This window comes from Ancylobacter sp. G4_0304 (genome assembly GCF_047501495.1).
GTDB lineage: Bacteria > Pseudomonadota > Alphaproteobacteria > Rhizobiales > Xanthobacteraceae > Ancylobacter.
This window is the reverse complement of the sequence record NZ_JAZDRM010000047.1, coordinates 1-26,227: the sequence shown is the minus strand read 5'-3', so window position 1 is coordinate 26,227 and position 26,227 is coordinate 1. Positions and strand designations below refer to the sequence as shown.

The following is a 26,227-nucleotide window of genomic DNA, read 5'->3' as shown; positions in this document are numbered from 1 at the left end:
CTCATTCTCTGCGCCCTGCTCGCGGCGGCGGGCGGAGCGGCGGGCGGGGGTGCCGGCGTCTGGGCGTGGAGCGGCGCCGCCGCGAGCAGGGCGCAGAGAATGAGCGCGGACAGGATTTTCAGCATGATCGGAGCACCGGAAAGCGGCGCCGCCGCCGGTTGCGGCGCGCGGCGCGGTCGTCTCCTGTCTAGCACCGTCCCGGCGCGCCTGCGATGACACAATGGACACGCATCGGCGGGATCGCGCGAACGTGCGCCGGGCCGACGGCGCAATCGCGCTGGCCATTGCCGCCGGCTTCGCCATATAAGGACGGCAACCTGTCAGGTCCGCACCATGCCCGCGCTGGAAAACCGCCCTTTCGTGAAGATGAACGGCCTCGGCAACGAGATCGTCGTGCTGGATCTGCGCGTCGATCCGGTTCCCGTGCCGCCGTCGGAAGCGCGGGCGCTGGCGCGGCGCGACGTGCTGCCCTTCGACCAGATCATGGCGCTCTACCCGCCGCGGACCGAAGGCACCGACGCCTTCGTGCGCATCATCAATTGCGACGGTTCGGAATCGCAGGCCTGCGGCAACGGCACGCGCTGCATCACGCTTTATGAGGCCGGACGCGTGGGGCGCGAGCATCTGGTGTTCGAGAGCGTCGCCGGGCAGCTCGACTGCGCCATGGGACCGGACGGCATCACGGTCGACATGGGCGTGCCGCATTTCGGCTGGCACGACATCCCGCTCGCCGGGCCCGTCGCCGATACCCGCGCCATCGAGCTTCAGGCCGGACCGCACGAAGCACCGGTGCTGCGCGCCCCGGCGGTGGTGAATGTCGGCAACCCGCACGCCATCTTCTGGGTGGACGACACGGCGGCCGTCGATCTCGGCCGCTACGGGCCGGAACTCGAACATCACCCGATCTTCCCCGAGCGCGCCAACATCTCCGCCGCGCAGGTGGTCTCTCCTGAGCACATCCTGCTGCGGGTGTGGGAGCGCGGCGTCGGGCTGACGCGCGCCTGCGGCTCGGCGGCCTGCGCCACGGCGGTCGCGGCCGCGCGGCTCGGCCTCACCGGACGGCGCGTGACCATCACCCTTCCCGGCGGCGACCTCCTGATCGACTGGCGCGAGAGCGACGACCACATATTGATGACCGGCCCGGCCGAGTTCGAGTTCGAGGGCCGGCTGACCCGCGACATGCTCTCAGCTCCCGCCGGCGCGGCAACCGGCGCGACATGAGCGGCATGTCTGCCGAGACCGCCCCCCTCGACGTGGTGACGTTCGGCTGCCGGCTGAACGCGCTGGATTCCGCCGCCGTGAAGCGCGCCGCCGGCCTTGCCGGGCTGGAGCGCGCGGTGATTGTCAACACCTGCGCGGTCACCGGCGAAGCGGTGCGGCAGGCGCGGCAAGCGATCCGCCGACTGAAGCGCGAAGACCCTGAACGCCGCATCCTCGTCACCGGCTGCGCCGCGCAGACCGAGCCGGAAACCTTCGCCGGCATGGAGGAGGTTTCCCGCGTCGTCGGCAATGCCGCCAAGACCGAGGTCGACACCTGGGCGCTCGCCCGCGCAGCGCTGGATTTCGGTATCGGCACCGAGGAAAAGGTGGCGGTCGGCGACATCATGAATGTGCGCGAGACCGCGCTGCACATGGTCGACGGCATCGAGGGCCGCACCCGCGCCTTCGTGCAGGTGCAGAATGGCTGCGACCACCGCTGCACCTTCTGCGTCATCCCCTATGGCCGCGGCAATTCCCGCTCGGTGCCGATGGGCGCCGTGGTCGCGGAGGTACGGCGGCTGGTCGAGAGCGGTTATGCCGAGATCGTGCTCACCGGCGTCGACCTCACCTCCTATGGTGCCGGCCTGCCCGGCACGCCGCGCCTCGGCACGCTGGTGCGCGCGGTGCTGCGCCATGTGCCCGAACTCAAGCGGCTGCGCCTCTCCTCCATCGATTCCATCGAGGCCGATGACGAGCTGATCGCCGCCCTCGCGGAGGAGGAACGGCTGATGCCGCATCTGCACCTCTCGCTGCAATCGGGCGACGATCTCATCCTCAAGCGCATGAAGCGCCGCCATTCGCGCGCCGAGGCCATCGCCTTCTGCGAGAAGGTGCGGCGCCTCAGACCCGACATGGTGTTCGGCGCCGATATCATCGCTGGCTTCCCCACCGAGACCGAGGCGCATTTCCGCAATTCGCTCCGCCTCGTCGACGAATGCGGGCTCTCCCATCTCCACGTCTTCGCGTTCTCCGCACGCGCGGGCACGCCGGCCGCGCGCATGCCGCAGCTCGACGGTACGCTGGTGAAAGAGCGTGCGCGTCGGCTGCGCGAGGCCGGGGAAGCCGCGCTGCTGCGTCACCTCTCCGCCGAGGTCGGGACCCGGCGCGAGGTGCTGGCCGAGATCGGCGGCACCGGCCGCACCCCGGGCTTCACCGGCGTGCGCCTCGCCCGCCCGGCCGAACCCGGCACCTTGTTTCCTGTGCGCATTGCCGGTCATGACGGCACGCGCCTGATCGCTGCGTGAACCTGATGAACGACACCTCCGAGAAGCCCGGTTTCTGGAAGCGCCTGACCAAGGGGCTCACGCGCACCGCGTCGGGCCTCTCCACCGGCATTACCGACCTGTTCACCAAGCGCAAGCTGGACGCGGCGACGCTGGAAGATCTGGAAGACATCCTGATCCGCGCCGATCTCGGCGTCGAGACCAGCGCGCGGATCGCCCAGGCGGTCGGCAAGGGGCGCTACGACAAGACCATCGAGCCCGGCGAGGTGCGCAGCCTCGTCGCGAGCGAAATCGAGGCGGTGCTCAAGCCGATCGCCCATCCGCTGGTGTTCGACCCGCAGGTGAAACCCTTCGTGCTGCTGATGGTCGGCGTCAACGGATCGGGCAAGACCACAACCATCGGCAAGCTGGCCTCGACACTGCGGGCGCAGGGCAAGAAGGTGGTTCTCGCCGCTGGCGACACGTTTCGCGCGGCCGCGATCGAACAACTGAAAGTATGGGCGGACCGGACCGGTGCCGCCATTGTCGCCCGCGAGCCGGGCGCGGATGCCGCAGGCGTCGCCTTTGACGGCCTGGCCAAGGCCCGCGCGGACGGGGCGGATGTCCTCATCGTCGACACGGCCGGGCGCCTGCAGAACCGTGCCGAGCTGATGGCGGAGCTGGAGAAGGTGGTCCGCGTGCTCAAGAAGCAGGACCCCGCCGCCCCGCACGCCGTGGTGCTGGTGCTCGACGCCACGGTCGGCCAGAACGCGCTGTCCCAGGTCGACGCCTTCCAGCGCGTGGCCGGCGTGACCGGCCTGGTCATGACCAAACTCGACGGCACGGCGCGCGGCGGCATTCTGGTCTCCATCGCCGCGAAATACGGCCTGCCGGTGCATCTGATCGGCGTCGGCGAGGGCATTGACGACCTCGAACCCTTCGAGGCACGCCAATTTGCGCGCGCCATTGTCGGGCTCGACGAATAGCGCCTTGCTATCGGCACGTTTCCGCCCTTCCCTGCGACCAGCCCTCCTCACATGCCGGACCGATGATGACCGAACCGCCCACCACGCTGCGCACCATGCATCCGCTGATGAAGTTCGCGCTGGAGCTCGGGCCGCTGGTGGTGTTCTTCATCGCCAATGGCCGCGCCGGCATCTATGTCGCGACCGGCGCCTTCATGGTGGCGACGCTGGTGGCGCTGGCGGCGATGTGGATCATCGCGCGCAAGATCGCGGTGATGCCGCTGGTCTCGGCCGGCGTGGTGCTGGTGTTCGGCACGCTGACGCTGTGGCTGCAGGACGACCATTTCATCAAGATGAAGCCGACCATGGTGAACGGCCTGTTCGCCCTGGCGCTGCTGGGCGGCCTGTATTTCAAGAAGCCGCTGCTGCCCTATGTGCTCGGCGACGTGTTCACGCTGACCGAGGAAGGCTGGCGCCGGCTGACCATACGCTGGGGCGTGTTCTTCCTCGCCATGGCGGTGCTGAACGAAATCGTGTGGCGCTCCGTCTCGACCGACACCTGGGTCGCGTTCAAGACCTTCGGCTATCTGCCGCTGACGCTGATCTTCGCCATGGCGCAGGTGCCGCTGATGACCCGCCATGCGGCGGAAGGCGAGGCGGACGCCGCGCCCAAGGCGGGGGAATAGCGCCACGATCCCCGGGCCAGGCCCGGGGACGCATTTTGCATTGGCCTCGCCGCCTCAAGGCGCCGGATTGCCGCGAAGCTGGTGCACGGCGTCGATCTTCGCCTCCAGTTCCGGCGTGATCTTCACGTCCTGCGCGGCGATGTCGGTCTTGAGCTGCTCCATCGTCGTCGCGCCGAGAATGACCGAGGCCATGAACGGGCGCGACAGCGCGAAGGCCAGCGACATCTGCGAAATGTCGAGCCCCGCTTCGCGGGCGATCGCCATGTAGTCGTCGATCGCCGCTTCCGCGCCCGGCAGTTCGTAGCGCTGGCCACGGTTGAACAGCGTGGTGCGCGCACCGGCCGGGCGGGCGCCGCGCTGGTACTTGCCGGTGAGATAGCCCTGCGCCAGCGCCGAATAGGCCAGCAGCCCGACATCCTCGCGCAGGCTCACCTCGGCCATGTTGGTCTCGTAGGTGCGGTTCAGCAGGCTGTAGGCGTTCTGCACCGAGGCGACGCGCGGCAGGCCGCGGGTCTCCGATTCGAACAGGAAGCGCATTGTCCCCCAGGCGCTCTCGTTGGAGAGGCCGATATGGCGCACCTTGCCGGCTTTGACGATCTCGCCGAAGGCGTCGAGCGTCTCGGCGATCGGGGTCTCCTCGCCCGGCGTCGATTTCCAGCGCGTCGGGTTGGAACCCCACACGATCGGGCGGCCGGGCCAATGGAGCTGGTAGAGGTCGATATAATCGGTCTGCAGCCGCTTCAGGCTGTTGTCGACCGCCTCAAAGATCTGCGCCCGGGTAGGCCGGGCCGGGGCGCCGTCACTGCGGAACCACGTCATTTCCGACAGGCCGCACACCTTGGTGGCGAGCATGACCTTGTCGCGATTGCCGCGCGCCTTCATCCAGGTGCCGATAATGCGCTCGGTGGAGCCGGCGGTCTCGGGCTTGGGCGGGATCGAGTAAAGCTCGGCGGTGTCGAGGAAGTTGATGCCCTGATCGAGCGCGTAATCGAGCTGCTCGTGACCTTCGGCCTCAGTGTTCTGCTGGCCGAAGGTCATGGTGCCAAGGCAAAGCGCGCTGACCTCAAGGCCGGTGCGGCCAAGCGGACGATATTCCATGGGACATGTCTCGGGATTCAAGCGGTGGGAAGGTGGCAGGAGATTAGCCCCCGCCACGCGGCTTCGGCAAGTTGCCGCAGCGGCACCGCCCGCGGCTCAGCCCGGCGGCTTCAGTGTCGCGATGAAGGCCTCCACCGCCGGCAGGATGTTGGCGACGATGATCTTCACCCCCTCCGGCGTCGGATGGATGCCGTCGCGCTGGTTGAGCGCCACCTGGCCGGCCACGCCGTCGAGGAAGAACGGATAGAGCGGCACCCCGTATTTCTCCGCGAGCCGGCCATAGATCGGATCGAAGCGCTCCTGATACGCCTTGCCGAGATTGGGCGGGGCGCGCATGCCGGCGATCATCACCGGAATGCCGCGCTCCTTCAGCCGCGCCAGAATCTTGTCGAGCGAGGCTTCGGCGATGGCGGGGTCGAGGCCGCGCAGCGCGTCATTGGCACCGAGCTCAACGATCACGCCCTGCGTGCCGTCGGGGATCGACCAGTCGAGCCGCGCGAGGCCCGCGCTGGTGGTGTCGCCGGAGACGCCGGCATTTTCGATCACGACATCGTGTCCCCTCGCCTTCAGCGCGGCCTGAAGCTGCGCCGGGAAAGCATCCGTCGCGGCGAGTCCGTAGCCCGCCGTCAGGCTGTCGCCAAAGGCCACGAGGCGCAGCGGCTCGGCGGCGGCGAGGGTTCCGCCCGCCATCAGGAGCGCCCATGCCAGCAGCGCGCGCGCTCCCGGCCGGAGACGCTTGCCCTTTCGTGAAGAGTGCGGCGCACCATATCGTGTCACACTCGCGTCACGCCTTTCCGCGCCGGCGGGACCTGCCTTGCGCAGGACCTGCGACCACACGCTGAACAACAAATTGGACGACATGCACTCCAGCTCCGTTTCCGCCACCGGCCCCGCCATACGACTCGACAAGGTCGAACTCTCGCTCGGATCGGGCGCCGCGCGTGTTCACATTCTCAAGGGCGTGTCGCTCACTATAGCCAAGGGCGAGGCGGTTGGCCTCGTCGGCCCGTCGGGTTCCGGCAAATCGAGCCTGCTGATGGTGCTCGCCGGGCTGGAGCGCGCCGACGCCGGCACGGTGAACGTCGCGGGCGAAGAGTTGACCCGGCTGAACGAGGACGCGCTGGCGCGGTTTCGCGGACGAAACGTCGGCATCGTGTTCCAGGCATTCCACCTCATCCCCACCATGACCGCGCTGGAGAACGTCGCGGTGCCGCTGGAGCTGGCCGGCCGGGCGGACGCCTTCGAGCGGGCGGCGGCGGAATTGTCGGCGGTCGGCCTCGGCCACCGGCTCGACCATTACCCCACCCAGCTTTCCGGCGGCGAGCAGCAGCGCGTCGCGGTGGCGCGGGCGCTGGCGCCGGAGCCGTCCATCCTGGTCGCCGACGAGCCGACCGGAAATCTCGACGAAAGCACCGGGCAGCAGATCATGGAGCTGCTGTTCGCCGCTCAGGCGCGGCGCGGGGCAACGCTGGTGATCGTCACGCACGACCTCGGCCTCGCCCGGCGCTGCGACCGCACGGTGCGGCTGCGCTCCGGCCATATCGAGACCGAAGACGCCACGCTGGCCGAGGTGCCGGCATGACGCTCGCCGTCACCGATTCCGCGCGCCCCGCCACGGGTTCGCGGCTGCGCCTGTCGCTCGCCTTCCGCTTCGCGCTGCGCGAACTGCGCGGCGGCGTGCGCGGCTTCGGCGTGTTCCTCGCCTGCCTCGCGCTCGGCGTCGCGGCGATTGCCGGCGTTGGCTCGTTCTCGCGCGCGCTTACCGACGGCTTCGCCCGCGAAGGCACCTCTCTGCTCGGCGGCGATGCCGCGTTCACGCTGGTGCAGCGCGAGGCCAGCCCGGATGAACTCGCCCTCATCACCGCCGGCGGCCGGGTTTCGACCATCGCCACGCTGCGCGCCATGGCCCGCGCCGGCTCGGGCGAGAACCTGCAATCGACGCTGACCGAGGCCAAGGCGGTCGACGGCGCCTATCCGCTGGCCGGCGGCGTCGAGATCGAGCCGGCGCAGCCGCTGCCGCAGGCACTGGCGGCCAAGGACGGGGTCTATGGCGCGGTCGCCGATCCGGTTCTGGCGGAGCGGCTCGGCATCAGGACCGGCGATGAATTCCAGCTCGGCGACGCCCGGCTGCGGCTCGCCGGCACGCTGGTGCGCGAATCCGATTCGCTTGCCACCGGTATCGGCTTCGGCCCGCGCCTCATGGTCTCGCTCGATGCGCTGCGTGCTTCCGGCCTGCTCCAGCCCGGCAGCCTGGTGCGCTGGACCTACCGGGTGAAGCTGCCCGACCCGTCCCGCCTCACCGCCTTCGTCGACAGCGTGCAGGACGGGGCGCCACAGGCCGGCTTCGAGGTGCGCACCCGCGACGCGGCCGCCCCTCGGCTGGAACAGAACGTGCGGCGCTTCACCGAATATCTCACCCTCGTCGGCCTCACCGCCCTGCTGGTCGGCGGCGTCGGCGTCGCCAATGCGGTGAAGAGCCATCTCGACGCCAAGCGCGCGGTGATCGCGACCTATAAATCGCTCGGCGCGCCGGGCGGCACGGTGTTCGCGATCTATCTGGTGGAGGTCGGCCTGATCGCCGCCATCGGCATCGCCATCGGCCTCGCGGTCGGCGCCGCCCTGCCCTATGCCGCCAATGCCGCCTTCGGCTATCTGCTTCCCGTGCCCATCTACCCGAGCGTTCAGCCGGCGGCGCTGGCGCTCGCCATCGGCTATGGCGCGCTGATCGCGCTCGCCTTTGCGCTGTGGCCGCTGGGCCTTGCCCATGACGTGCCGGTCTCGGCGCTGTTCCGCGAGCATGTGGAAGGCCCCGCCCGCCGCCCGCGCCGGCTCTATGTCGTGCTCACCGCGCTCACCATCGCCGCGCTGGCGGGGCTCGCCATCGCCGCCTCGGAAGAGCGGCGGATCGCGGTTTATTACCTCGTAGCCTCGGCGAGCGTACTGATCACGTTGCGTCTCGTAGGCGTCGGCATCATGGCGGTGGCCCGCCGCCTGCCGCGCCCGCGCTCGACAGCTTTGCGGCTGGCGCTCGGCAACATCCATCGCCCCTCGGCGCTCACGCACACCATCGTGCTCTCGCTGGGGCTCGGGCTGACGCTGCTGGTCACGCTCGCGCTGATCGACCGCAGCCTGACGCGCGAACTCACCGCCAACCTGCCGGCACAGGCGCCGAGCTTCTTCTTCCTCGACATCCAGAGCAGCGAGGCCCCCCAATTCGCGAGCTATCTGAAGGCGAAGGCCCCCGAGGGCACGGTGGAAACCGTGCCGATGCTGCGCGGTCGGCTGATCACGCTGGGCGACCGCCCGGCCGACCAGATCACCCCGCCGCCGGAATTCGCCTGGGTGCTCTCCTCCGACCGGGGCATCACCTACGACGCCGCCGTGCCGGAGGGTTCGCGGCTGGTGGCAGGCGAGTGGTGGCCGGCGGACTATAGCGGCCCGCCGCTGGTGTCCTTCGAGCGCGAGATCGCCGACGCATTCGGCCTCAAGATCGGCGATCCGGTCACGGTGAACGTGCTCGGCCGCGCCATCACCGCGAAGATCGCCAATCTGCGCGAGGTGGAGTGGGAGCGGCTCGCCATCAATTTCGTGATGGTGTTCTCGCCCAACACCTTCGCCGGCGCGCCCCACACCTCGATCGCCACCCTCACCATGCCCGGCGGCGGCGAGGCGGCGAGCGAGCGCGCTATCGGCCGCGCGGTGGCGGCGGATTATCCGGCCGTCACCACGGTCCGGGTGAAGGAGGCGCTGACCGAGATCGGCGCCATCGTCGCCAATCTGGTCACCGCGATCCGGGGTGCCAGCCTCGTCACCCTGCTCTCCAGCGTGCTGGTGCTGGCAGGGGCGCTGGCGGCGGGGCAGCACCACCGGGTCTATGACGCGGTGATCCTGAAGACGCTCGGCGCCACCCGCGCCCGTCTGGTGGCGGCCTACGCGCTGGAGTATGCGGCGCTCGGCCTCGTCACCGCGCTTGTGGCGGTGCTGGCTGGCACGCTCGCCTCCTATGTGGTGGTGACGCAGGTGATGAAGGCGCATTTCGCCTGGTCCACCGGCGCCGCCTTCGGCGCGGCCGCGGTGGCGCTGGTGCTCACTGTCGGCTTCGGCCTGCTCGGCACCTGGCGCGCGCTCGGCCAGAAGCCGGCGCGGATACTGCGGAATTTGTAGGGACGCACGGCGCGCCTCCCGCAACGGCAATTCTGTCGCAAACTTCACTTGCGATGGGTCCGGGGGTTCCTCATATTCCGTGGTATGTTTCGGTGCGGCAGCCGGGCCCATGCGGGCCGGCCGGACGCTAGGACTTTTGGGAAGAGGATCCGACACGATGTCCGAATTTGATCGCAACGTTTCCGTGCCGCATTTCGGCAGCACGGCAGCGCGGACGCAGGCCGCGATCGACCAGGGCCTGCGCTCCTACATGCTGCGCGTCTACAACTACATGACGCTCGGCCTCGCCATCACCGGCGCCGCCGCGCTCGGCATCTACATGCTCGCGGTCTCCGACGCGCCGACCGCCTATCAGATCGCCGCGAACGTCTACCTCACCGATTTCGGCTACACGCTGTTCGTCAGCCCGCTGAAATATGTGGTGATGTTCGCCCCGCTGGCCGCGGTGTTCTTCCTGAGCTTCCGCGTCGACCGCATGAGCGTCTCCGCCGCGCAGGGCGTGTTCTGGCTCTACGCCGCGCTGGTGGGCATCTCGCTGTCCACCATCTTCCTGGTGTTCGCGCATGACAGCATCGTGCGGGTGTTCTTCATCACCGCCGCCACCTTCGGCGCGCTGAGCCTGTACGGCTACACCACGCCGCGCAGCCTGTCGGGCATGGGCTCGTTCCTGTTCATGGGCCTGATCGGCATCATCATCGCCAGCCTCGTGAACATTTTTCTCGGCTCGTCGATGCTGCAGTTCGTGATCTCGGTGGTGGGCGTGCTGGTGTTCGCCGGCCTCACCGCCTACGACACGCAGCGCATCAAGGAAATGTACTTCGCGGGTGACGACGACGTGGTGGCGGGCCGCAAGGCGATCATGGGCGCCCTGACGCTCTATCTCGACTTCATCAACCTGTTCATCATGATGCTCCAGCTGTTCGGCAACCGGAACAACTGAGCCGGCGGCTCACGCGAGCCCCGCAGCAATCGAAAGCCCCGGCGCGAGCCGGGGCTTTTTCATTTCCGGCGTGTGGACGCCCCTCCCCGCTAGTAGCGCAGGTTCTCCTCCAGCCAATAGTTCACCTCGCGAAAGCCCATCCCGCGATAAGGCTTCTTCAGCATCGACACATAAAGGCTGTCCCCGTCGCTGGTGAACGGGCGCAGCCGGAAGAACAGCGCCTCGTCGTCCTCCGCCGTCGAGACCGCGAAGCTCGTGGGCGTGAACTGGGTCCACGAGGTCTGCTTGATCGCCTCGATCAGATTCCGGGCATTCTCGGAGTCACGCAGATCGAACGTGACGAGATACACAGGCATGAAACGTCCCCCGCAAGAAAACCATCAGTCGCAATGAGCCAACGCTCCGTCAGATGCACGCATCATTCCATCATTGCGAGATGGCGCACAGCGCGGCCCCGGCGCGGCGGATGATCACGGCGCGGGCAGGCGATGCGTCCATAGCGTGCACAGGCGCTCACCATCATGCGCCGGTCCGGACGGGATGGCGCCGCCCGAGCGCCTCTCTGCGCGCCCCACGACGACAGAGCCGTCAAACGGAACAATGGAACATTAATTGCATATAATCGCATGATCAGATCGACGTACCGCGAACAACGACCAGCTTCCCGCTCACTCGTTGTCTTGTGCGGCTCGCCGATCATCAGTGCGGACTATTTGGTCCGTTTTACCACGGGCTCAGAACAATGCTGACGGCTCAGTTATCGAAGCGTCTGCTGCAGGGCTTCATCTTCGCCGTCGCTTTCGCGGCCTTCCTGTTCGTCTGGCTCACGTTCGGGCGGGCGCTGGGCATTTCCTCCGCCATCTGGCCGGCCAATGTGGTCAGCCTCGGCGCGCTCATCCTGCTCCGGCGGCAGGACTTGTTGCCCGAGGTGATCGGCGTCGCGATCGCCGGAATTCTGGTCCACCTGCTGCTCGGCGACGCGCCGGCCTATGCGCTGGCCTGCGGCTTCTCCAAGGCCCTCACCTTCGGCCTGATCGGCGTCGGACTGTCCTGGTGCGGCATCACCCGAGACGCCCCGGTGGGACCGGATGTCATCGGCCGGCTCACCCTGGTGGCGCTGCTCGGGCCGGTACCCGGCGCGCTGCTCGGCGCCTGGCTCACCCTTGCGCCGGGACACAGCCTCGCCGCCGCCGGCTTCGGCTGGTGGATGCCCGATGCGGTGGCGATCGCGCTGTTCCTGCCGCCCTTCCTGTTCTGGCGCGCCGACGCGCCGCCGCGGTCGGCGCCGGCCACTATTGACCGGACGCGCCCGTTCCGCCCGCGGCTGGAGGAAATGATCGCGGCGGCGCTGGCACTCGCGACCATCGGCTCGCTCGCCGTCGCCACGCGGCAATATCTGGTGCTGGAGCTGAGCGCGGTGGCGCTGCTGTGGTTCGCCTTCCGCTTCGGCATGTTCGCGACCGCCGCCGCGGTCTCGGGCTTTGCCGTCGGCATGCTGGCGCTCGGCGTGGCGGGCTATTTTCCCTTCGAGCCGCGCGGCAACGCGACCGTCTCCCTACTGGAGCTGCAGGGATCACTCGCCATCACCACCCTGCCCGCCCTGCTGATCGCCGCCATCCGCGCCCGCAGCGACCGCGAGCGCCGCGACCTGCTGGCCAATGAGCGCCGGCTCGCCTATGCGCTCGACGGCGCCAATGACGGGCTATGGGACTGGCACCTGCCCTCGGGCAGCCTGTTCTTCAGCCCCCGCAGCTTCCGCATCCTCGGCCACTGGTCGGGCGGCTTCACGCCGACGGTCGGCATGGTCCGCCACTGGGTGCACCCGCAGGACCTCGCCGCGCTGATGCGCGGCTTCCGCGACCATGTGGAAGGACGCGAGGACCATTTCAACAGCGAGTTCCGCTGCCGGCGCCGGGATGGCAGCTGGGTCTGGCTCGCCAATCGCGGGCGGATCGTCGAGCGCGATCTGCTCGGCGAGCCGCTGCGCATCGTCGGCACGCTCAGCGATATTTCCGAGCGTAAGCGCCTTGAGGACGACCTGCACCGGCTCGCCACCCACGACGCGCTGACCGGCCTGCCCAACCGCGCGCTTTTCACGCAGAAATTCGAGGCGGGCCTGAAGCGCCTCACCCGGCAGCGCACCCATCTCGCGGTGCTCCTGGTCGACCTCGACAATTTCAAGACCATCAACGACACGCTCGGCCACGCCGCCGGCGACACGCTGCTGCGCCGTGTCGCCGGCCGCATGCAGAACGAGCTGCGCGAGGGCGACGTCGCCGCCCGCATCGGCGGGGACGAGTTCGCCGTGCTATGCGTCGGCCAGGACGAGGCGGAGTTCCACGCGCTGGCCGAGCGACTATGCGGCGCGCTCGCCGGCACGGTCGAGGATAAAGGTATCGCGCTGCGCTACAGCGTGTCGATCGGCATCGCCATGACCAATGACGACCGGACCTCGCAGGACGCGCTGACCGCAGCCGCCGACAACGCGCTCTATGATGCCAAGCGGGCCGGGCGCAACACTTGGCGTTTCTTTGAGCCGGACATCGCGGAAGGCGCCACCTCGCGCATCAGCGCCTGAGGCGATCCGCGACGGCTCAGCCGGGCATCTCCGCCTTAGGCGGCAGCGGGAACAGATGGATGAAGCGCGCCGCCTTCTCCCGGTCGCCCTCCAGCTTCAGCACCCCGGCCGCCTCCAGATCCGCCAGCTTCTTTCCGCCATAGATCGCGGCGGCGATCATCCGCGCCTCGCCGGCAAAGACGAAATCCGGATGCTCGACCGTGCCGCGCTCCGTGGTCAGGTCGCCCTCGGCGAGGCGCACCCGGAACGTCTCCTTCCCGGTACGAAACTCGGCGTTCACCGCCAGGTCACCGGCGAGCGCCGGGCTGATCATGGTGCGCATTGACATCATCAGCGACACCGGGCCGAACGGCAGCGTGGGATCGTGCGTGGGCGAGCGCGCCGCCCAGCGGCCCATCGCCTGAAAGATCGGCTCGCTCTCATAGCCCCATTCGGTCAGCTCATAGACTTGCGCGGAGACCGGCGGCGGCAGCTTGCGATGCACCAGAACCCCTGCGGCCTCAAGGCTTTCCAGCCGCTGGGTCAGCACATTGGCGCTGATGCCCGGCAGATCGGCCCTCAAATCGCTGAAACGTTTGGGGCCGAGCATGAGTTCTCTCATCACCAGCAGCGCCCAGCGCTCGCCGAACAGGTCGAGCGCGTGGGCCGCCGCACAGGCGTCCTCATAATACCGCCTGACGGCACCCTCTGCCTTTTTAGTTATTTTTTTTAACTGCATGGTTGTTTTTTCTAACTATCACCGTTATCGGTGTCAATGACGAACGACAGGAGCCGCCCCTATGCCCAAGATGATCTTCGTCAACCTGCCCGTCGCCGACCTGTCCCGCTCCATCGCGTTCTACGAGGCGATCGGCGCGGTGAACAATCCCCAGTTCACCGACGACACCGCCGCCTGCATGGTGCTGTCGGACACTATCTTCGTGATGCTGCTCACGCATCCGAAGTTCGCCCAGTTCACGCCGAAGGCCATCGCCGACGCCCATTCCAGTTCGCAGGTGCTGCTCGCCCTGTCGCAGGAAAGCCGGGACGAGGTGGACGGGATGGCGGCGAAAGCCGGCGAGGCCGGCGGCACCGTCGATATCGGGCCGGTGCAGGACCACGGCTTCATGTATGGCCGCAGCTTCGCCGACCTCGACGGCCATATCTGGGAAGTGTTCTGGATGGACCCGGCGACGGTGGCGGGCGGCGAGCCGCCTTCCACCTGAACGGAACCGCAGCAGGAGACGCCGGGATGACCCGCGAGCCCCCTTACGCCTTGTCCGTCGACCGCTTCATCGACGCTTCGCCCGAGAAGGTCTACGAGGTCTGGACCACGCGCACCGGCGAGTGGTTTGCCCCCCGCCCCTATCTCACGCCGGGCGTGGAGATGGACCTGCGGCCCGGCGGGCGGTTCAACACCGTGATGCAGGCGCCGGACGGCACGCAGATGTCCGGCAAGGGCGTGTTCCTTGAGGTGATCCCGGCGCGGCGCCTCGTCTTCACCGATGCCTTTGCCGAAGGCTGGATTCCCCAGCCGCCGTTCATGCTCGCCATCATCGAGTTCGCGCCCGAAGGCACGGGTACGCGCTACACCGCCACCGTCCATCACTGGGACGCGGAGGCCATGGAGCGGCATGAGGCGATGGGCTTCACCACGGGCTGGAGCGCCGCCACGGGCCAGCTCGCCGATCTCGCCGAACAGTGAACCGGCCTTGAAGCCGGCAACAATGAGGAGACGCAGGATGAGCTATGTCGATGGTTTCGTGATCGCGGTGCCGACCGCAAACAAGGACGCCTATCGCGAGATGGCCGAGAAGGCCGCGCCGATCTTCTTCGATCACGGCGCCTTGCAGTTGATGGAGAACTGGGGCGACGACGTGCCGGACGGGAAGATCACCGATTTCCGCATGGCGGTGAAGGCGACGCTAGAGGAGACCGTGGTGTTCTCCTGGATCCTCTGGCCGTCCAGGGAAGTGCGCGACGCGGGCATGAAGGCCTTCATGGAGGACCCGCGCCTCAAGGAGATGACCGAGATGCCATTCGACGGCAAGCGCATGATCTTCGGCGGCTTCGCGCCGCTGGTCGACATGAGGAAGTGAGCCCGGACGCGGCGCGCCGGCAGCGGCGCGGCCGACCCATGACGGAGCAACTCCCATGATGCCGATCACTCCCTGCCTCTGGTTTGACGGCAAGGCGGAAGAGGCCGCGCGCTTCTACGTCTCGCTGCTGCCGAATTCCCGGATCGACACCGTGACGCCCTATGTCGTGGAAACGCCCGGCGGCAAGCCCGGCGAGACCATGATGGTCGAGTTCACGCTGAACGGATCGCCCTATCTCGCGCTGAACGGCGGCCCGAATTTCAGCTTCACCCCGGCGCTGTCGCTGATCATCGTCTGCGACACCCAGGACGAGATCGACCGGCTATGGGCCGCGCTCGGCGAAGGTGGTCGCGAGATACAGTGCGGCTGGATCACCGACCGCTACGGCCTGAGCTGGCAGGTCACGCCGCGTGCGCTGCTGGAATGGAACAAGGACCCCGACACGGCGAAGGCACAGCGCGTGATGACGGCGATGATGGGCATGGTGAAGCTCGACATCGCCGCGCTGGAAGCTGCCTATAACGGCTGATCTCCGACCGGCGACGGGGTGCCCAGCGCGCCCCGTCGCCCTATAATTCTTCTCCGAAACCGGCGGCGCCCGCCTGCCAACATTTCGGAGAGGGCTTTTCCCATGACATGGACCGACTTCAAGCGCGACGCGAACCTCATCGGCGGCGAATGGGTTGGCGCGGATGCCGGCGGGACCATCGAGGTCACCAACCCGGCGACCGGCGAGGTGATCGGCACCGTCCCCGATTGCGGCGAGGCGGAAACCCGCCGCGCCATCGAAGCGGCGCAGAAGACCTTTGAAAGCTATTCCCGCACCACCGCCGACGAGCGCGCCAAATTGCTGCGCCGGCTCCATGCCGCGATCATGGACAACCAGCGCGCGCTGGCCGAGCTGCTCACCATCGAACAGGGCAAGCCGCTCGCCGAATCCATGGGCGAGGTCGGCGCCAGCGCGGCCTATGTGCTGTGGTTTTCCGAGGAGGCGCGCCGGGTCTATGGCGATGTCATCCCCTCGCCCTGGGCGGAGCGGCGCATCCTCGTCACCAAGCAGCCGGTAGGCGTCATCGCGGCGGTGACGCCGTGGAACTTCCCCTCTTCCATGCTGGCCCGCAAGATCGGCCCGGCGCTGGCGGCGGGCTGCACGGCGGTGGTCAAGCCGGCGACGCAGACGCCGTATTCCGGCCTCGCCTGGGGCGTGCTGGCGGAGCAGGCCGGCTTCCCGGCCGGCGCATTGAACATCCTCACCGGATCGGCGACCCGGATCGGCGGCGAGATGACCGCCAACCCGCTGGTGCGCAAGATCACCTTCACCGGCTCCACCCCGGTCGGCAAGATTCTCATGAAGCAGTCGGCCGACACGGTGAAGAAGGTGTCGATGGAGCTCGGCGGCAACGCGCCATTCCTCGTCTTCGATGATGCCGATCTCGACGCCTCGGTCGCGGGTGCCATCGCCTCCAAGTACCGCAATTCCGGCCAGACCTGCGTCTGCGCCAACCGCTTTTACGTGCAGGCCGGCATTTACGACGCTTTCGTCGAGAAGTTCGCCGCCGCCTCAGCGGGGCTCAAGGTCGGCTCCGGCCTTGAGGACGGCGTGGTGCAGGGCCCGCTGATCGACGACAAGGCGGTCGCCAAGACCGAGGGCTTCGTCGCCGATGCCCGCGCCAAGGGCGGCACGGTCGTGACCGGCGGCAAGCGCCACGCCCTCGGCGGCCAGTTCTTCGAACCGACCGTCATCGCCGGCGCCACGCAGGACATGGCCTTCGCGAAGGAGGAAATCTTCGGCCCGGTCGCGCCGGTGTTCCGCTTCGAGACCGAGGAACAGGCGGTCGCCTATGCCAATGACACCGAATTCGGCCTCGCCTGCTATTTCTACACCCGCGACCTCGGCCGCACCTTCCGGGTGGCGGAAGCCCTGCGCTACGGGCAGGTCGGCGTGAATGCCGGCGTGATCACCACCGAGGTCGCCCCGTTCGGCGGCGTCAAGGAATCCGGCATCGGCCGGGAAGGATCAAAATACGGCATCGATGACTATGTGGACATCAAGTATCTCTGCATCGGGCTGTAGCCCGAGACGGAACGCGACAGGCTGGAAAAAAGTATTCCCTTAGGTAAACTCCAGCCTGCGGCACCCATGCCGGCATTGTGTTTGCGAGCCCGCTCACGCGACGGGAGGGGAGTTACGGGTTGATGCTGGGTGCCTTCTTCCAGAAGCTGCGCGATCGCACCTCCATCCGCCAGCAGATCGCGCTGATGGCCGGTCTGCTCTGCGTGCTCACCGTGACCGCCGTGGCCGGCGCTGCCGCCGTCCTGGCGCGACAGCAGGCGGTGGCCGACACCGACGCCACCCTGGTCACGCTGGCACGCACCATGGCGCAGCGGCTCGATTCGCGCATGTATGAGCGCTACCGCGAAATCCAGAACATCGCGAGTTTCGCGCCGCTGGCCCCGATCTGGTCCGGCGATCCCGCGCAGATCCGCAGCGTGCTCGCGCAGCTGCAGACCACGGTGCCGGAATATGCGTGGATCGGCTTCGCCACGCCGGACGGCACGGTGCGCGCCGCCACCAAGGGTATGCTGGAAGGCGTCTCGGTCGCCACACGCCCCTGGTTCGTCCACGGCCTGAAGGGGCCGACCGTGGAAGACGTCCACGACGCCAAGCTTTTGGACGGGCTGCTGCGCACCTCGCCCGATCAGGCGCCGTTCCGCTTCGTCGACGTCGCCATGCCGGTAAAGGACAGCGCTGGCCGCATCATCGGCGTGCTCGGCGCGCATATGAGCTGGCGCTGGGCGGACGAGGTGCGCGCAAGCGTGCTCGCCAATGAGCGCGCGGTGCTGGACGCCGAGCTCTGGGTTTTGTCGAGCGAGGGCGACGTTCTGATCGGCCCCGCCAGCGCGAGTTCCTTCGCCCGGGAACTGCTCCAACGCGCTCGCAGCGCCGACGGGGTGGCGCTGATCGACGAGAGTGGCGGCGAGCCCACGCTCACCACCATCGTCCCCACCGGGGGCCAGCGCGATTATCCCGGCCTCGGCTGGCAGGTGGTGGCGCGCAGCCCGGTCACGACCGCGCTCGCGCCCGCCAACCGGCTGTTCGCCACCATCATCGGCGTCGGTGCCTTCGTGGCCCTGTGCGGAGCCTTCCTCGCCCTGCTGCTCGCCGGCCATACCATGCGCCCGCTGGAGCGGCTCAGCCGCAATGTCGACCTCATCGGCCGCGACAGCGGGGCGAACATGGTCGGCTGGCAGCACGGCTCGCAGGACGTGCTGGTGATGTCGGCCTCCATCCGCTCGCTGCTGCGCCGCCTCGGCTCGGTGATCGAAAGCGAGCGCGAGGCGCGCGAGGCGGCGGCGACGCTGAAAAGCCGTGCCGCCGAGCAGATGGCGCTCGCCGAGGAGCGCACCCGCCGGCTCGGGCAGGACCTGAACGAATTGCAGCAGCTCGCGGTGACCGACCCGCTCACCGGCCTCTTGAACCGGCGCGGCTTTGCCCCTTTCGGCGCGGATGCCATTGGCTATTTCCGCCGCAAGGGCACGCCGACCACGGCAGTGATGCTCGATATCGACCATTTCAAGCAGATCAACGACACCTACGGCCATATCGCCGGTGACGCGGTGCTGCGCAGCCTCGGCACCATTCTCGCCCGGCTGATCCGCGAGACCGACAAGGCGGCACGGTTCGGCGGCGAGGAATTCGTGGTGCTGCTGCGCGAGACCGCCGAGCCGCAGGCCCTCATCATCGCCGAGCGCATCCGCGAAACCGTGGCCATGACCTCGATCATGCATGACGGGCTCGAACTCAAGATCACCGTCAGCGCCGGCGTCGCCGCCATCGCCGAGAACGACCGCGACTTCGAGGACGTGCTGGAGCGCGCCGACCGCGCGCTCTATTCGGCCAAGACGTCCGGGCGCAACCGCGTGGCGCTGGCGAGCGACCTCTCGCCGGTCCAGGTGGCGTAAGCGAGCCGCCGCCGGCTCAGAAGTCGGAGGCGATGCCCTTCACTTCCCAGTCGCCATAGCGCACCGGCTCCGGCCCGCCCCGGCCGTCGATCTCCTTCGGCGCGGGAGTGGGCGCGCCTGCGCGGGCGCGGCGCTCGGCGGCCTCGGCCAGCGCGCGCTGCGCGGCGGGGGAAAGCACGCGGCCGGCTTCCGGCGCGGCGGGCGATGCCGGGGAAGACATGACAGGGGACGATGCGGCGGGAATGATGTCCTTGCTCATAGCGTCCATTGGAAACACCGAGGCGGCGCCCGCGTCAACCGCCCGCCGCTCAGGGTCGACATCTTGCAGCCGCACGGCTCCTTTACCACCTAACAGGTGCAGCCTCGCGCTGGGGAAGGCATGATGTGCCACCAATCGTGCGGGGTTCGAGAGGAGACCGATGAACTATTTCCGCACCGCCATCCTGCTGGCCGGCATGACCGCGCTGTTCATGGGCGTCGGCTTCATGATCGGTGGACAGGGCGGCATGATGATCGCCCTGCTGTTCGCCGCCGGGATGAACGTCTTCAGCTACTGGAATTCCGACCGCATGGTGCTGTCCATGTACGGCGCCCGTCAGGTCGACCGCGCCAGCGCGCCGGAATATTACGGCATGATCGAGGAGCTGGCCGCCCGCGCCGGCCTGCCGATGCCGCGCGTCTTCATCATGGACAACCCGCAGCCCAACGCTTTTGCCACCGGGCGCAACCCGCAGAACGCGGCCGTGGCGGCCACCACCGGCCTGCTCAACTCGCTCTCGCGCGAGGAGGTGGCGGGCGTGATGGCCCATGAGCTTGCCCATGTGAAGAACTACGACACGCTGACCATGACCATCACCGCGACGCTGGCCGGCGCGATCTCGATGCTGGCCAATTTCGCGATGTTCTTCGGCGGCAACCGCAACAATAACAGCCCGTTCGGCGCTATCGGCACCATTGCGATGATGATCCTCGCCCCGCTCGCCGCCATGGTGGTGCAGATGGCGGTCTCGCGTTCGCGCGAATACGAGGCGGACAAGCTCGGCGCGCAGATTTGCGGCCAGCCGCTCTGGCTCGCCTCGGCGCTCGCGAAGATCTCCAATGCCGCCCATCGCGTGCCGAACATGGCGGCCGAGCACAATCCGGCGACGGCGCACATGTTCATCATCAACCCGCTCTCGGGCGAGCGCATGGACAATCTGTTCTCGACCCACCCCAACACCGAGAACCGCATCGCCGCCTTGCAGGCGTTGGCACAGCAGATGGGCGCCTCCGGAGGGCGCATGGCGGCCTCGCCCACCGCAAGCGCTCGCCCCGCGGGCGATCCGTGGGGACGCGGCCCGGCGGCGCCGTCCGAGCCCGGCCCCTGGGGCGGCAGGCCCGGTCCCTGGGGGTGATTTCGACCGCCTGCGTGCGCGGCGCTTGAAATCGCGGGGCTTCGCGGCTATCAGAAGCCCCGCGTGCCGCGGTAGCTCAGATGGTAGAGCAACGCATTCGTAATGCGTGGGTCGGGGGTTCGATTCCCTTCCGCGGCACCATTTCTGTTCTTCGGTATCATGGTCATCACATTCGCCTGTCGAAGCCGAGACTGTCGTCAGGATACGACTCGCCCTCGCAAGAATGGCGGGCCGGCATCGAACCGAAGGTTGAGTCCACCCGTTGCAAACGATAAACACCACGAATGAAGAATCCCGATAATTTCGCCGAGCGCCAGAAGGCGGTTCAGGCTTCCAAGGCCCGCCTCCTCGAACGCTTCAAGGCACGCCCGTCCGCCGATGATCCGGTGATGCAGGCCAAGGCCGCCGAGCGCCGCGCTGTGGAAGAGGCCCGCGAGGCCCGCCGGGCCGCGCGCGAGGAAGCCGAGAGGGCTCGCCGCGAGGAACTCGAAGCCGAAGCCCGCGCTCGCGAGGCCGCCGAGCAGGAGGCCCGCGCCGCCCAGCAGGCTGCGCTCGAAGCCGAGGCCGGCGCCCGTCGCGAGGCCGAGCTGGCACAGGCGCGGCGCGTGATCGAGGACGAGGTTGCCCGCAAGGCCGCGCGCGACAAGCGCTACGCTGACCGCAAGGCTCGTGTGCGCCGCGGCTGACCGGCCCCGTCTACGTGAATGAAGAGCAAGCAACCGGCCGCTTTGACGCGGCTGGTCTTCGCGATTGCGTGACCATCTGCACGGCAGAGAGAGCGTCCGGCCGTGCCCGCTGCGGCAAGGATGGCGTGTTCAGCCGCGTCCCGCGCGGCTCCGGCGCTCGCCCTTGGACGTCGTCTGCCGACGGTCCTCATGGACCATGCCGGCGCTGAAGGTGACGAGGGCCGCCACCGCAAGGAAAAGCCTGTTCATAGCTTGTCTCCATCCTAGGAGGCGCTGAAGGCGCCGTTTCCATGGAGATAAGCTAGAACGGGCATAGTGGCATGGCACGAAGCATTATCGCGCCAGAGCCCTTGCGTTTGCGCAATAATTACCGTCAGCGCCACTCGTACCAGCAGCGGCGGATGCGGCGTCCCCAGCGGTCGCGCACATTGCGGCACACCTGCACCCGGCGACGGCGGCGACGCGGGGGCGGCCCCCAATAGCGCGGCGGCGGTCCGCGGCGGGGCGGCGGCGGGCCCCACTGGGTCGCCTCGACAGCGGTTCCGTCCGGCGTCATGGCGGCGAGATCGCCCTCGTCCGGCAGGCCTTCCGGCGGAACGACGTTCTTGAACTGGTCGAGCATGGTCGCCTGAGCCGGCGACAGGGCCATGCTCGCGGTCGCGCCCGCGCCGATCAGGCCGGCGAGGCCGAGCAGGAAATTGCGTCTATCCACATTTACCTCCCACAGGGGTTGAGCCGCCGCCGATTCGCTTCCGGTCTCTGCGGAGCGCAACGCGGATGACGGCCCGATGGTTCGCCGACCATCGTCATCGTCCTACGCAATCGGGACGAAGATAGGGCGGAGCCGACTGGAAAGACGAGAGATATTTTTCGATATTTCAACAACTTGGCACCCCGTCCCGCGCCTTTTGCACATGGTGGCGCGGCTATGCGGATCAGGCTCCTTGTCGCGACCCATGCCCTGCGTAATAGTGGGCTACCGTGGGAGCTGGCGGTTCGACAGCCGGCACCGATGAACGAGGTTCACATGAGCAAGGCACTCCCGACGTTGAAGGCGGGCATCGTGCTGGCGGCGCTGGCGGGGGCGATGATCGCCCCCATGCCCGCCCAGGCACATAACAGCACCGGCGCGCTGATCGGCGGGCTGATCGGCGGCGCGATTCTCGGCTCGGCGGTCACCGCCGCCACCCAGCCGCCGCGCTATTACTACCCGCCGCCCCCGCCGCCGGTTTATGTCCCGCCGCCGGCGCCGGTCTATGGCCCCGGCTATTGCGGCGCCCCGCCCTATCCGCCCTGCCGCACGCCGGTGTACTGAGCCGCGGCAACGGTCACGCGCCGCTGCCTCCCCCTGTCGGTTCCGCGAAGGTGAACCCGATGCTGAAGATCGCCACTGCCGCCCTATTCCTGCTTGCGGGGGGCGCCAGCGCCTTCGCGCAGGCCCCCGCGCCCGAAGCGCCGAAAGCCGAGCTGCCGGCGCTGCCGGTTTCCTCCGACTGCACCTTCACCAAGGCGTCGGTCTGCGACAAGGACAAGGGCTGCAACGCCGCCAAGGAGCTCGGCGAAATCGACCTGCCCGCACATTTCCTCGTCCATTTCGGCGAGCGCGTGCTGGTGAGCGTCGACGACAATGGCGTGCCGCATCTCTCCACCATCTATGCCGTCTCCGGCGCCGGCCCGCAGCTCACGCTTCAGGGAACGGACGGGCTGGTCGGCTGGATCATGCAGATTTCGCGCGCCGACAACGACGCCACGCTGACCTCGGTGGTCGACGACACCATCATCACCGCCTTCGGCACCTGCAAGCTCGGCCACTGAGCCGCCACTACCCGGCCGCCGAGACGATCTCGGCGGCCAGCGCGTGCAGGTCGTCGCGATGGCCGGTGCGTCCGGAGGGCGTATCGGCGTCCGAGGTCATCACGATCGACAGGCCGCGCGCGGGCACGACATAGAGCATCTGCCCGCCATAGCCCCAGCCATAATGCGCCGTCTTCCCCGCCAGTTCGCGGGTGAACCAGCCATAGCCATAGCCATCGCCGGTGAAGCGCGAGGCGGTGCGCACGCGCCAGCATTCCGCGATCCACTCTTCCGGGATCACCTGCCGCCCTGCCCTGTTGCGCCCGCCATTACGGCAGCACTCGGCGAAGGCGAGCAGCGATGACGGGCGCATCGCCATCTGGTTGCCGCCGAAATAGATGCCCTGCGGGTCGCGCTCCCAGCCGGTGATGGCGAAGCCCTTGATCCCGCCCAGCCAATCGCGCGCGAGCGCCAGGGTCGAGCGGCCGGTGGTACGAGTGAGGATGGCCGATATGAGATGCGTCGAACCGGTGGAATAGAGCATCTCGCCGCCCGGCTCATCGACGAAGGGCCGCGCCAGCGCCGCGCGCACCCAATTGCGCGAGGCGATCCAGCGCCCGTAATAGGGCCCGGAGGTGCGCTCCAGGCCGGCCTGCATCGAGAGCAGATTGCCGAGCGTGATCTCACCCAGGCGCGGGTCCGGGTCCGCCGGCAGGTCGGCGCGCAGCAGCGGGGCGATCTTCTGGTCCGGCCCTTCCAGCACGCCCTTCTCAATCGCGATCCCCGCCAGCATGGCGATGATGCTTTTCGAGGCCGACTTGATGTTCGACGCGCCCTCAAGCCTCAGCCCGCGATAGGCCCGCGCGGCGATGCGGATGCCATCCTTCGAGACGAGGACCGTACGCAGGGGAGAGAGCGCGGCGGCGCGGTCGAGGATGGGGGTGAGCGGAGCGGCGTCGGGCGACGCGGCGTCCTGCGCGAACGCACGGGGAGCGAGGAGGACGAGCGGGGCGGCGAGGAGAGTGCGGCGGTGCATGCCGCAGAGGATAGGGCGCGGGGGAGGAAGGGGGAGTCACGATGGGGAGAGAGCTATCGATGAGTTCGTATTGACTCGGATGAAATGACCACAAATATGCGACGATCCTTTTTCCCGGCGCTCCACTCCCATTCATGATCGATGAGAGACAGCGCAGATATGAGCCGGTGCGCGGCGTGGGACTCGCGGCACTTTTGAAATCTCACCAAACTCAAACGCCGATATCGTTGCTGACCAATACCTGTTCGAGAAGCTATCGCTTTGAAATCGCTATCCATTGTTACCAAAATAGCATTATTAGCTTCAGCCACAGCGGCGACCAAAGTGTCCGGCGAATCTGGAGCGGTTTTCGTTCTTAACCGAATTACTTCACGTCCAGCCTTCTCCAGCGCTTTCGCTACCGACTCCGGCACACAATGATCAATAAAAAATCGCATGCCGACGTCGTGGGTCACGCAGCACTTACCCCACTATGTCGAAGAGCTGCGACAACGTCCTCTGGAGTTAGATCGGGATACTCTTCAATTATTTGGGCTGTAGAAAACCCATCCTCATAAAGACGCCTAATCGCCGAAACTGGGATGCGAGTCCCTGAAATCACCCACGCATTTCTAGCTATCGACCTTGCTCGATCAACCTGTCCTTCAGAACCTTTTCTACGTTGACTAAACGCAACAATTGACGTCTTCGTATCTTCTATTATTTCCTTAAGTGGAATTGTCTCTAGAACATATTGGCCAGAAACTGCCGCCTCTGGCTGCCTTGTTTCCGGATTGACGAAACACACTTCTTTATTCAGGACAAAGAGAGTTGTGTTTGTCCAAAGATCATTTTTAAGATGATGAAGCTTTGCAGCAACCTTTCGAAGATGCTGAAGAGGAACATCATTCCGCACTCGAAGCACCTCGAGTGTCTTGAGCGCCACCATATCCTTGAAGGAATAGAATCGGCTATAAGGTCGGCGGAGATCATCTTCAACAAAGCTTGGCTTGAAAAAGTCTGTCCGAGCCCAATACCGCAGACGCGCCTTGGAAAGGCCCGTCATACGCTCAACCTGCTCCTCAGAGAAAGCGGCGATGACATTACCAATATCAAGAACAGAATCAGATGGCGTGCCCGGACCTTTACCATGCATAGTTGCAACTCCCACCGGAGACATATCACCTTACCGTCAGGAAGGGAATCCTAGAAGATTGGCGATGTTTGCCGTTTTTTTAGGGCATCACCCCCCCGTCGCGATCACCAGATCATCCCGGTGCACCATCGCCGCGCGGCCTTCAAACCCGGTAATCGTCGCGATCTCGTCGGATGAGCGGCCGCGGATGCGCTCCGCATAGTCGTGGTCATAGGCCACCAGCCCGCGGCCGACTTCCGCGCCATCCGGGCCGCGCAGCAGCACGGCGTCGCCGCGGGTGAATTCGCCTTCCACTCTTTTCACCCCCGCCGGCAGCAGGGACGAGCCACGGCGCAGGGCGGCGACCGCGCCGGCGTCGAGGTGGAGCACGCCGCGCGGCTCCAGCGAGCCGGCGATCCAGCGCTTGCGCGAGGCCACGGGGTTCACGGGCGCGAGGAACCAGGTGCAGCGCGCGCCGTCGATAATCGCGCGCAGCGGGTTCTTCCCCTTGCCGGAGGCGATCACCATGTGCGCGCCCGCCGTGGTGGCGATCTTGCCGGCCTCGATCTTGGTCTTCATGCCGCCACGCGAGAGCTCTGTGCCCGCCCCGCCGGCCATGGCCTCGATCTCGGCCGAGATGCGCGGCACCACCGGGATCAGCCTGGCGTCCGGGTCGTCATTGGGCGGGGCGGTGTAGAGCCCGTCAATGTCGGAGAGCAGCACGAGAAGGTCCGCGCTCGCCATGCCGGCAACGCGGGCCGCTAACCGGTCATTGTCGCCATAGCGGATTTCCGAGGTCGCCACCGTGTCGTTCTCGTTGATCACCGGAACCACCTTGAGCTCCAGCAGCTTGGCGAGCGTCGAGCGGGCGTTGAGGTAGCGCCGGCGCTCCTCGGTGTCGCCGAGCGTGATCAGGATCTGCCCGGCCGCCACACCCTCATGCGCCAGCGCCTCGGACCAGGCGCGGGCCAGCGCGATCTGCCCGACGGCGGCGGCGGCCTGGCTTTCCTCCAGCTTGAGCGGACGGCGCGGCAGCTTGAGCACATTACGCCCGAGCGCGATGGCGCCGGAGGACACCACCAGCACTTCCTTGCCCTCGCGGGTGAGCTGGGCGACATCCTCGGCCAGCGCGGCGAGCCAGGCATGGCGCAGCGCCCCGCGCGCGCTATCGACCAGAAGCGCCGAGCCGACCTTGACCACGATGCGGCGGAACTGGGCAAGCTGCGGCACGGCCGCGCCTTCGATCGAGGTGGCGGGGCTCAGCGGGGC

General features: G+C 67.5%; 28 protein-coding genes and 1 tRNA gene. 19 read left to right on the top strand and 10 right to left on the bottom strand.

Annotation, left to right across the window (positions count from 1 at the left end):
• The first annotated feature begins 333 nt into the window (after positions 1 to 333).
• From dapF to VRZ77_RS19865, 4 genes are all read left to right on the top strand, one after another.
• Positions 334 to 1,221 carry a diaminopimelate epimerase gene (dapF, locus tag VRZ77_RS19880; protein WP_414594310.1) on the top strand — a complete coding sequence of 296 codons (888 nt, stop codon included), beginning with the start codon at positions 334 to 336 and terminating at the stop codon, positions 1,219 to 1,221.
• On the top strand, positions 1,218 to 2,504 hold the full coding sequence (mtaB, locus tag VRZ77_RS19875; RefSeq protein ID WP_414594309.1) for a tRNA (N(6)-L-threonylcarbamoyladenosine(37)-C(2))-methylthiotransferase MtaB: 1,287 nt from the start codon (positions 1,218 to 1,220) through the stop codon (positions 2,502 to 2,504). Before dapF ends, mtaB begins: the two co-directional genes overlap by 4 nt.
• Before the next feature lie 5 nt (positions 2,505 to 2,509).
• The gene (ftsY, locus tag VRZ77_RS19870) at positions 2,510 to 3,448 is read left to right on the top strand and encodes a signal recognition particle-docking protein FtsY (protein WP_414594308.1); all 939 of its coding nucleotides are present in this window, start codon (positions 2,510 to 2,512) and stop codon (positions 3,446 to 3,448) included.
• Positions 3,449 to 3,510: 62 nt separating this feature from the next.
• Positions 3,511 to 4,113: a septation protein A gene (locus VRZ77_RS19865; RefSeq protein ID WP_414594307.1), complete on the top strand. Its 603-nt coding sequence runs from the start codon at positions 3,511 to 3,513 to the stop codon at positions 4,111 to 4,113.
• 54 nt (positions 4,114 to 4,167) lie between these two features.
• Here VRZ77_RS19865 and VRZ77_RS19860 read toward each other — a convergent pair whose 3' ends face one another.
• Both VRZ77_RS19860 and VRZ77_RS19855 read right to left on the bottom strand, forming a co-directional pair.
• Complete coding sequence (locus VRZ77_RS19860) at positions 4,168 to 5,211, bottom strand: aldo/keto reductase (RefSeq protein ID WP_414594306.1); 1,044 nt, start codon at positions 5,209 to 5,211, stop codon at positions 4,168 to 4,170.
• A gap of 96 nt (positions 5,212 to 5,307) precedes the next feature.
• Positions 5,308 to 5,901: an arylesterase gene (locus VRZ77_RS19855; protein ID WP_414594305.1), complete on the bottom strand. Its 594-nt coding sequence runs from the start codon at positions 5,899 to 5,901 to the stop codon at positions 5,308 to 5,310.
• Positions 5,902 to 6,070: 169 nt separating this feature from the next.
• Here VRZ77_RS19855 and VRZ77_RS19850 point away from each other — a divergent pair, with 169 nt between their 5' ends.
• The 3 genes from VRZ77_RS19850 to VRZ77_RS19840 all read left to right on the top strand — a co-directional run bounded on the left by VRZ77_RS19850 (position 6,071) and on the right by VRZ77_RS19840 (position 10,315).
• Entirely contained in the window at positions 6,071 to 6,793 is a 723-nt protein-coding gene (locus VRZ77_RS19850) for an ABC transporter ATP-binding protein (protein ID WP_414594304.1), read from the top strand.
• Entirely contained in the window at positions 6,790 to 9,375 is a 2,586-nt protein-coding gene (locus VRZ77_RS19845; protein WP_414594303.1) for an ABC transporter permease, read from the top strand. The genes VRZ77_RS19850 and VRZ77_RS19845 overlap by 4 nt, the downstream gene beginning before the upstream one ends.
• A 157-nt stretch (positions 9,376 to 9,532) precedes the next feature.
• A complete protein-coding gene (locus VRZ77_RS19840) occupies positions 9,533 to 10,315 on the top strand; it encodes a Bax inhibitor-1/YccA family protein (protein ID WP_414594302.1) in 783 nt (260 codons plus the stop codon).
• An 89-nt stretch (positions 10,316 to 10,404) separates the two neighbouring features.
• Here the strand turns inward: VRZ77_RS19840 and VRZ77_RS19835 are convergent, their stop codons facing one another.
• Positions 10,405 to 10,671 (bottom strand): hypothetical protein, encoded by a 267-nt coding sequence (locus VRZ77_RS19835; protein ID WP_414594301.1) that lies wholly within the window; start codon positions 10,669 to 10,671, stop codon positions 10,405 to 10,407.
• 386 nt (positions 10,672 to 11,057) lie between these two features.
• Between VRZ77_RS19835 and VRZ77_RS19830 the strand changes: the two genes are divergently transcribed.
• On the top strand, positions 11,058 to 12,893 hold the full coding sequence (locus VRZ77_RS19830; RefSeq protein WP_414594300.1) for a diguanylate cyclase: 1,836 nt from the start codon (positions 11,058 to 11,060) through the stop codon (positions 12,891 to 12,893).
• A 16-nt stretch (positions 12,894 to 12,909) separates the two neighbouring features.
• Here VRZ77_RS19830 and VRZ77_RS19825 read toward each other — a convergent pair whose 3' ends face one another.
• Positions 12,910 to 13,611, bottom strand: a complete 702-nt coding sequence (locus VRZ77_RS19825; RefSeq protein ID WP_414594299.1) for a winged helix-turn-helix transcriptional regulator — start codon at positions 13,609 to 13,611, stop codon at positions 12,910 to 12,912.
• Positions 13,612 to 13,672: 61 nt separating this feature from the next.
• Here VRZ77_RS19825 and VRZ77_RS19820 point away from each other — a divergent pair, with 61 nt between their 5' ends.
• The 6 genes from VRZ77_RS19820 (at position 13,673) to VRZ77_RS19795 (ending at position 18,934) form a co-directional block, all read left to right on the top strand.
• Positions 13,673 to 14,098, top strand: a complete 426-nt coding sequence (locus VRZ77_RS19820) for a VOC family protein (protein ID WP_414594298.1) — start codon at positions 13,673 to 13,675, stop codon at positions 14,096 to 14,098.
• A 26-nt stretch (positions 14,099 to 14,124) separates the two neighbouring features.
• Positions 14,125 to 14,577, top strand: coding sequence for an SRPBCC family protein (locus VRZ77_RS19815; protein WP_414594297.1), 453 nt, complete (start codon positions 14,125 to 14,127; stop codon positions 14,575 to 14,577).
• A 37-nt stretch (positions 14,578 to 14,614) separates the two neighbouring features.
• Positions 14,615 to 14,971: a DUF1428 domain-containing protein gene (locus VRZ77_RS19810; protein ID WP_414594296.1), complete on the top strand. Its 357-nt coding sequence runs from the start codon at positions 14,615 to 14,617 to the stop codon at positions 14,969 to 14,971.
• A 55-nt stretch (positions 14,972 to 15,026) separates the two neighbouring features.
• Positions 15,027 to 15,500, top strand: a complete 474-nt coding sequence (locus tag VRZ77_RS19805; protein WP_414594295.1) for a VOC family protein — start codon at positions 15,027 to 15,029, stop codon at positions 15,498 to 15,500.
• A 102-nt stretch (positions 15,501 to 15,602) separates the two neighbouring features.
• Positions 15,603 to 17,045 (top strand): NAD-dependent succinate-semialdehyde dehydrogenase, encoded by a 1,443-nt coding sequence (locus VRZ77_RS19800; protein WP_414594294.1) that lies wholly within the window; start codon positions 15,603 to 15,605, stop codon positions 17,043 to 17,045.
• A gap of 122 nt (positions 17,046 to 17,167) precedes the next feature.
• Positions 17,168 to 18,934 carry a diguanylate cyclase gene (locus VRZ77_RS19795; RefSeq protein ID WP_414594293.1) on the top strand — a complete coding sequence of 589 codons (1,767 nt, stop codon included), beginning with the start codon at positions 17,168 to 17,170 and terminating at the stop codon, positions 18,932 to 18,934.
• Between the two features lie 16 nt (positions 18,935 to 18,950).
• On the opposite strand, the gene VRZ77_RS19790 is transcribed toward VRZ77_RS19795, so the two are convergent.
• Positions 18,951 to 19,193, bottom strand: coding sequence for a DUF1674 domain-containing protein (locus VRZ77_RS19790; protein ID WP_414594312.1), 243 nt, complete (start codon positions 19,191 to 19,193; stop codon positions 18,951 to 18,953).
• Positions 19,194 to 19,353: 160 nt separating this feature from the next.
• Here VRZ77_RS19790 and htpX point away from each other — a divergent pair, with 160 nt between their 5' ends.
• The 3 genes from htpX (at position 19,354) to VRZ77_RS19775 (ending at position 21,014) form a co-directional block, all read left to right on the top strand.
• On the top strand, positions 19,354 to 20,328 hold the full coding sequence (gene htpX, locus VRZ77_RS19785; protein WP_414594292.1) for a zinc metalloprotease HtpX: 975 nt from the start codon (positions 19,354 to 19,356) through the stop codon (positions 20,326 to 20,328).
• Between the two features lie 65 nt (positions 20,329 to 20,393).
• Positions 20,394 to 20,469 (top strand) — tRNA-Thr (locus VRZ77_RS19780).
• 143 nt (positions 20,470 to 20,612) lie between these two features.
• Positions 20,613 to 21,014, top strand: a complete 402-nt coding sequence (locus VRZ77_RS19775; RefSeq protein WP_414594291.1) for a DUF6481 family protein — start codon at positions 20,613 to 20,615, stop codon at positions 21,012 to 21,014.
• A gap of 373 nt (positions 21,015 to 21,387) precedes the next feature.
• On the opposite strand, the gene VRZ77_RS19770 is transcribed toward VRZ77_RS19775, so the two are convergent.
• Positions 21,388 to 21,726 carry a hypothetical protein gene (locus VRZ77_RS19770; RefSeq protein ID WP_414594290.1) on the bottom strand — a complete coding sequence of 113 codons (339 nt, stop codon included), beginning with the start codon at positions 21,724 to 21,726 and terminating at the stop codon, positions 21,388 to 21,390.
• Positions 21,727 to 22,041: 315 nt separating this feature from the next.
• Between VRZ77_RS19770 and VRZ77_RS19765 the strand changes: the two genes are divergently transcribed.
• Together VRZ77_RS19765 and VRZ77_RS19760 are read left to right on the top strand one after the other, a co-directional pair.
• Complete coding sequence (locus VRZ77_RS19765; protein WP_414594289.1) at positions 22,042 to 22,329, top strand: hypothetical protein; 288 nt, start codon at positions 22,042 to 22,044, stop codon at positions 22,327 to 22,329.
• A gap of 59 nt (positions 22,330 to 22,388) precedes the next feature.
• The gene (locus VRZ77_RS19760) at positions 22,389 to 22,829 is read left to right on the top strand and encodes a hypothetical protein (RefSeq protein ID WP_414594288.1); all 441 of its coding nucleotides are present in this window, start codon (positions 22,389 to 22,391) and stop codon (positions 22,827 to 22,829) included.
• A 7-nt stretch (positions 22,830 to 22,836) separates the two neighbouring features.
• On the opposite strand, the gene VRZ77_RS19755 is transcribed toward VRZ77_RS19760, so the two are convergent.
• The 4 genes from VRZ77_RS19755 to proB all read right to left on the bottom strand — a co-directional run bounded on the left by VRZ77_RS19755 (position 22,837) and on the right by proB (position 26,203).
• Positions 22,837 to 23,844 (bottom strand): serine hydrolase domain-containing protein, encoded by a 1,008-nt coding sequence (locus VRZ77_RS19755; protein ID WP_414594287.1) that lies wholly within the window; start codon positions 23,842 to 23,844, stop codon positions 22,837 to 22,839.
• Between the two features lie 53 nt (positions 23,845 to 23,897).
• Positions 23,898 to 24,299 carry a DUF5615 family PIN-like protein gene (locus VRZ77_RS19750; RefSeq protein ID WP_414594286.1) on the bottom strand — a complete coding sequence of 134 codons (402 nt, stop codon included), beginning with the start codon at positions 24,297 to 24,299 and terminating at the stop codon, positions 23,898 to 23,900.
• Positions 24,296 to 24,979, bottom strand: a complete 684-nt coding sequence (locus VRZ77_RS19745) for a DUF433 domain-containing protein (protein WP_414594285.1) — start codon at positions 24,977 to 24,979, stop codon at positions 24,296 to 24,298. The genes VRZ77_RS19750 and VRZ77_RS19745 overlap by 4 nt, the downstream gene beginning before the upstream one ends.
• Positions 24,980 to 25,066: 87 nt before the next feature.
• Positions 25,067 to 26,203 carry a glutamate 5-kinase gene (gene proB, locus VRZ77_RS19740; protein WP_414594311.1) on the bottom strand — a complete coding sequence of 379 codons (1,137 nt, stop codon included), beginning with the start codon at positions 26,201 to 26,203 and terminating at the stop codon, positions 25,067 to 25,069.
• Positions 26,204 to 26,227 lie beyond the last annotated feature (24 nt).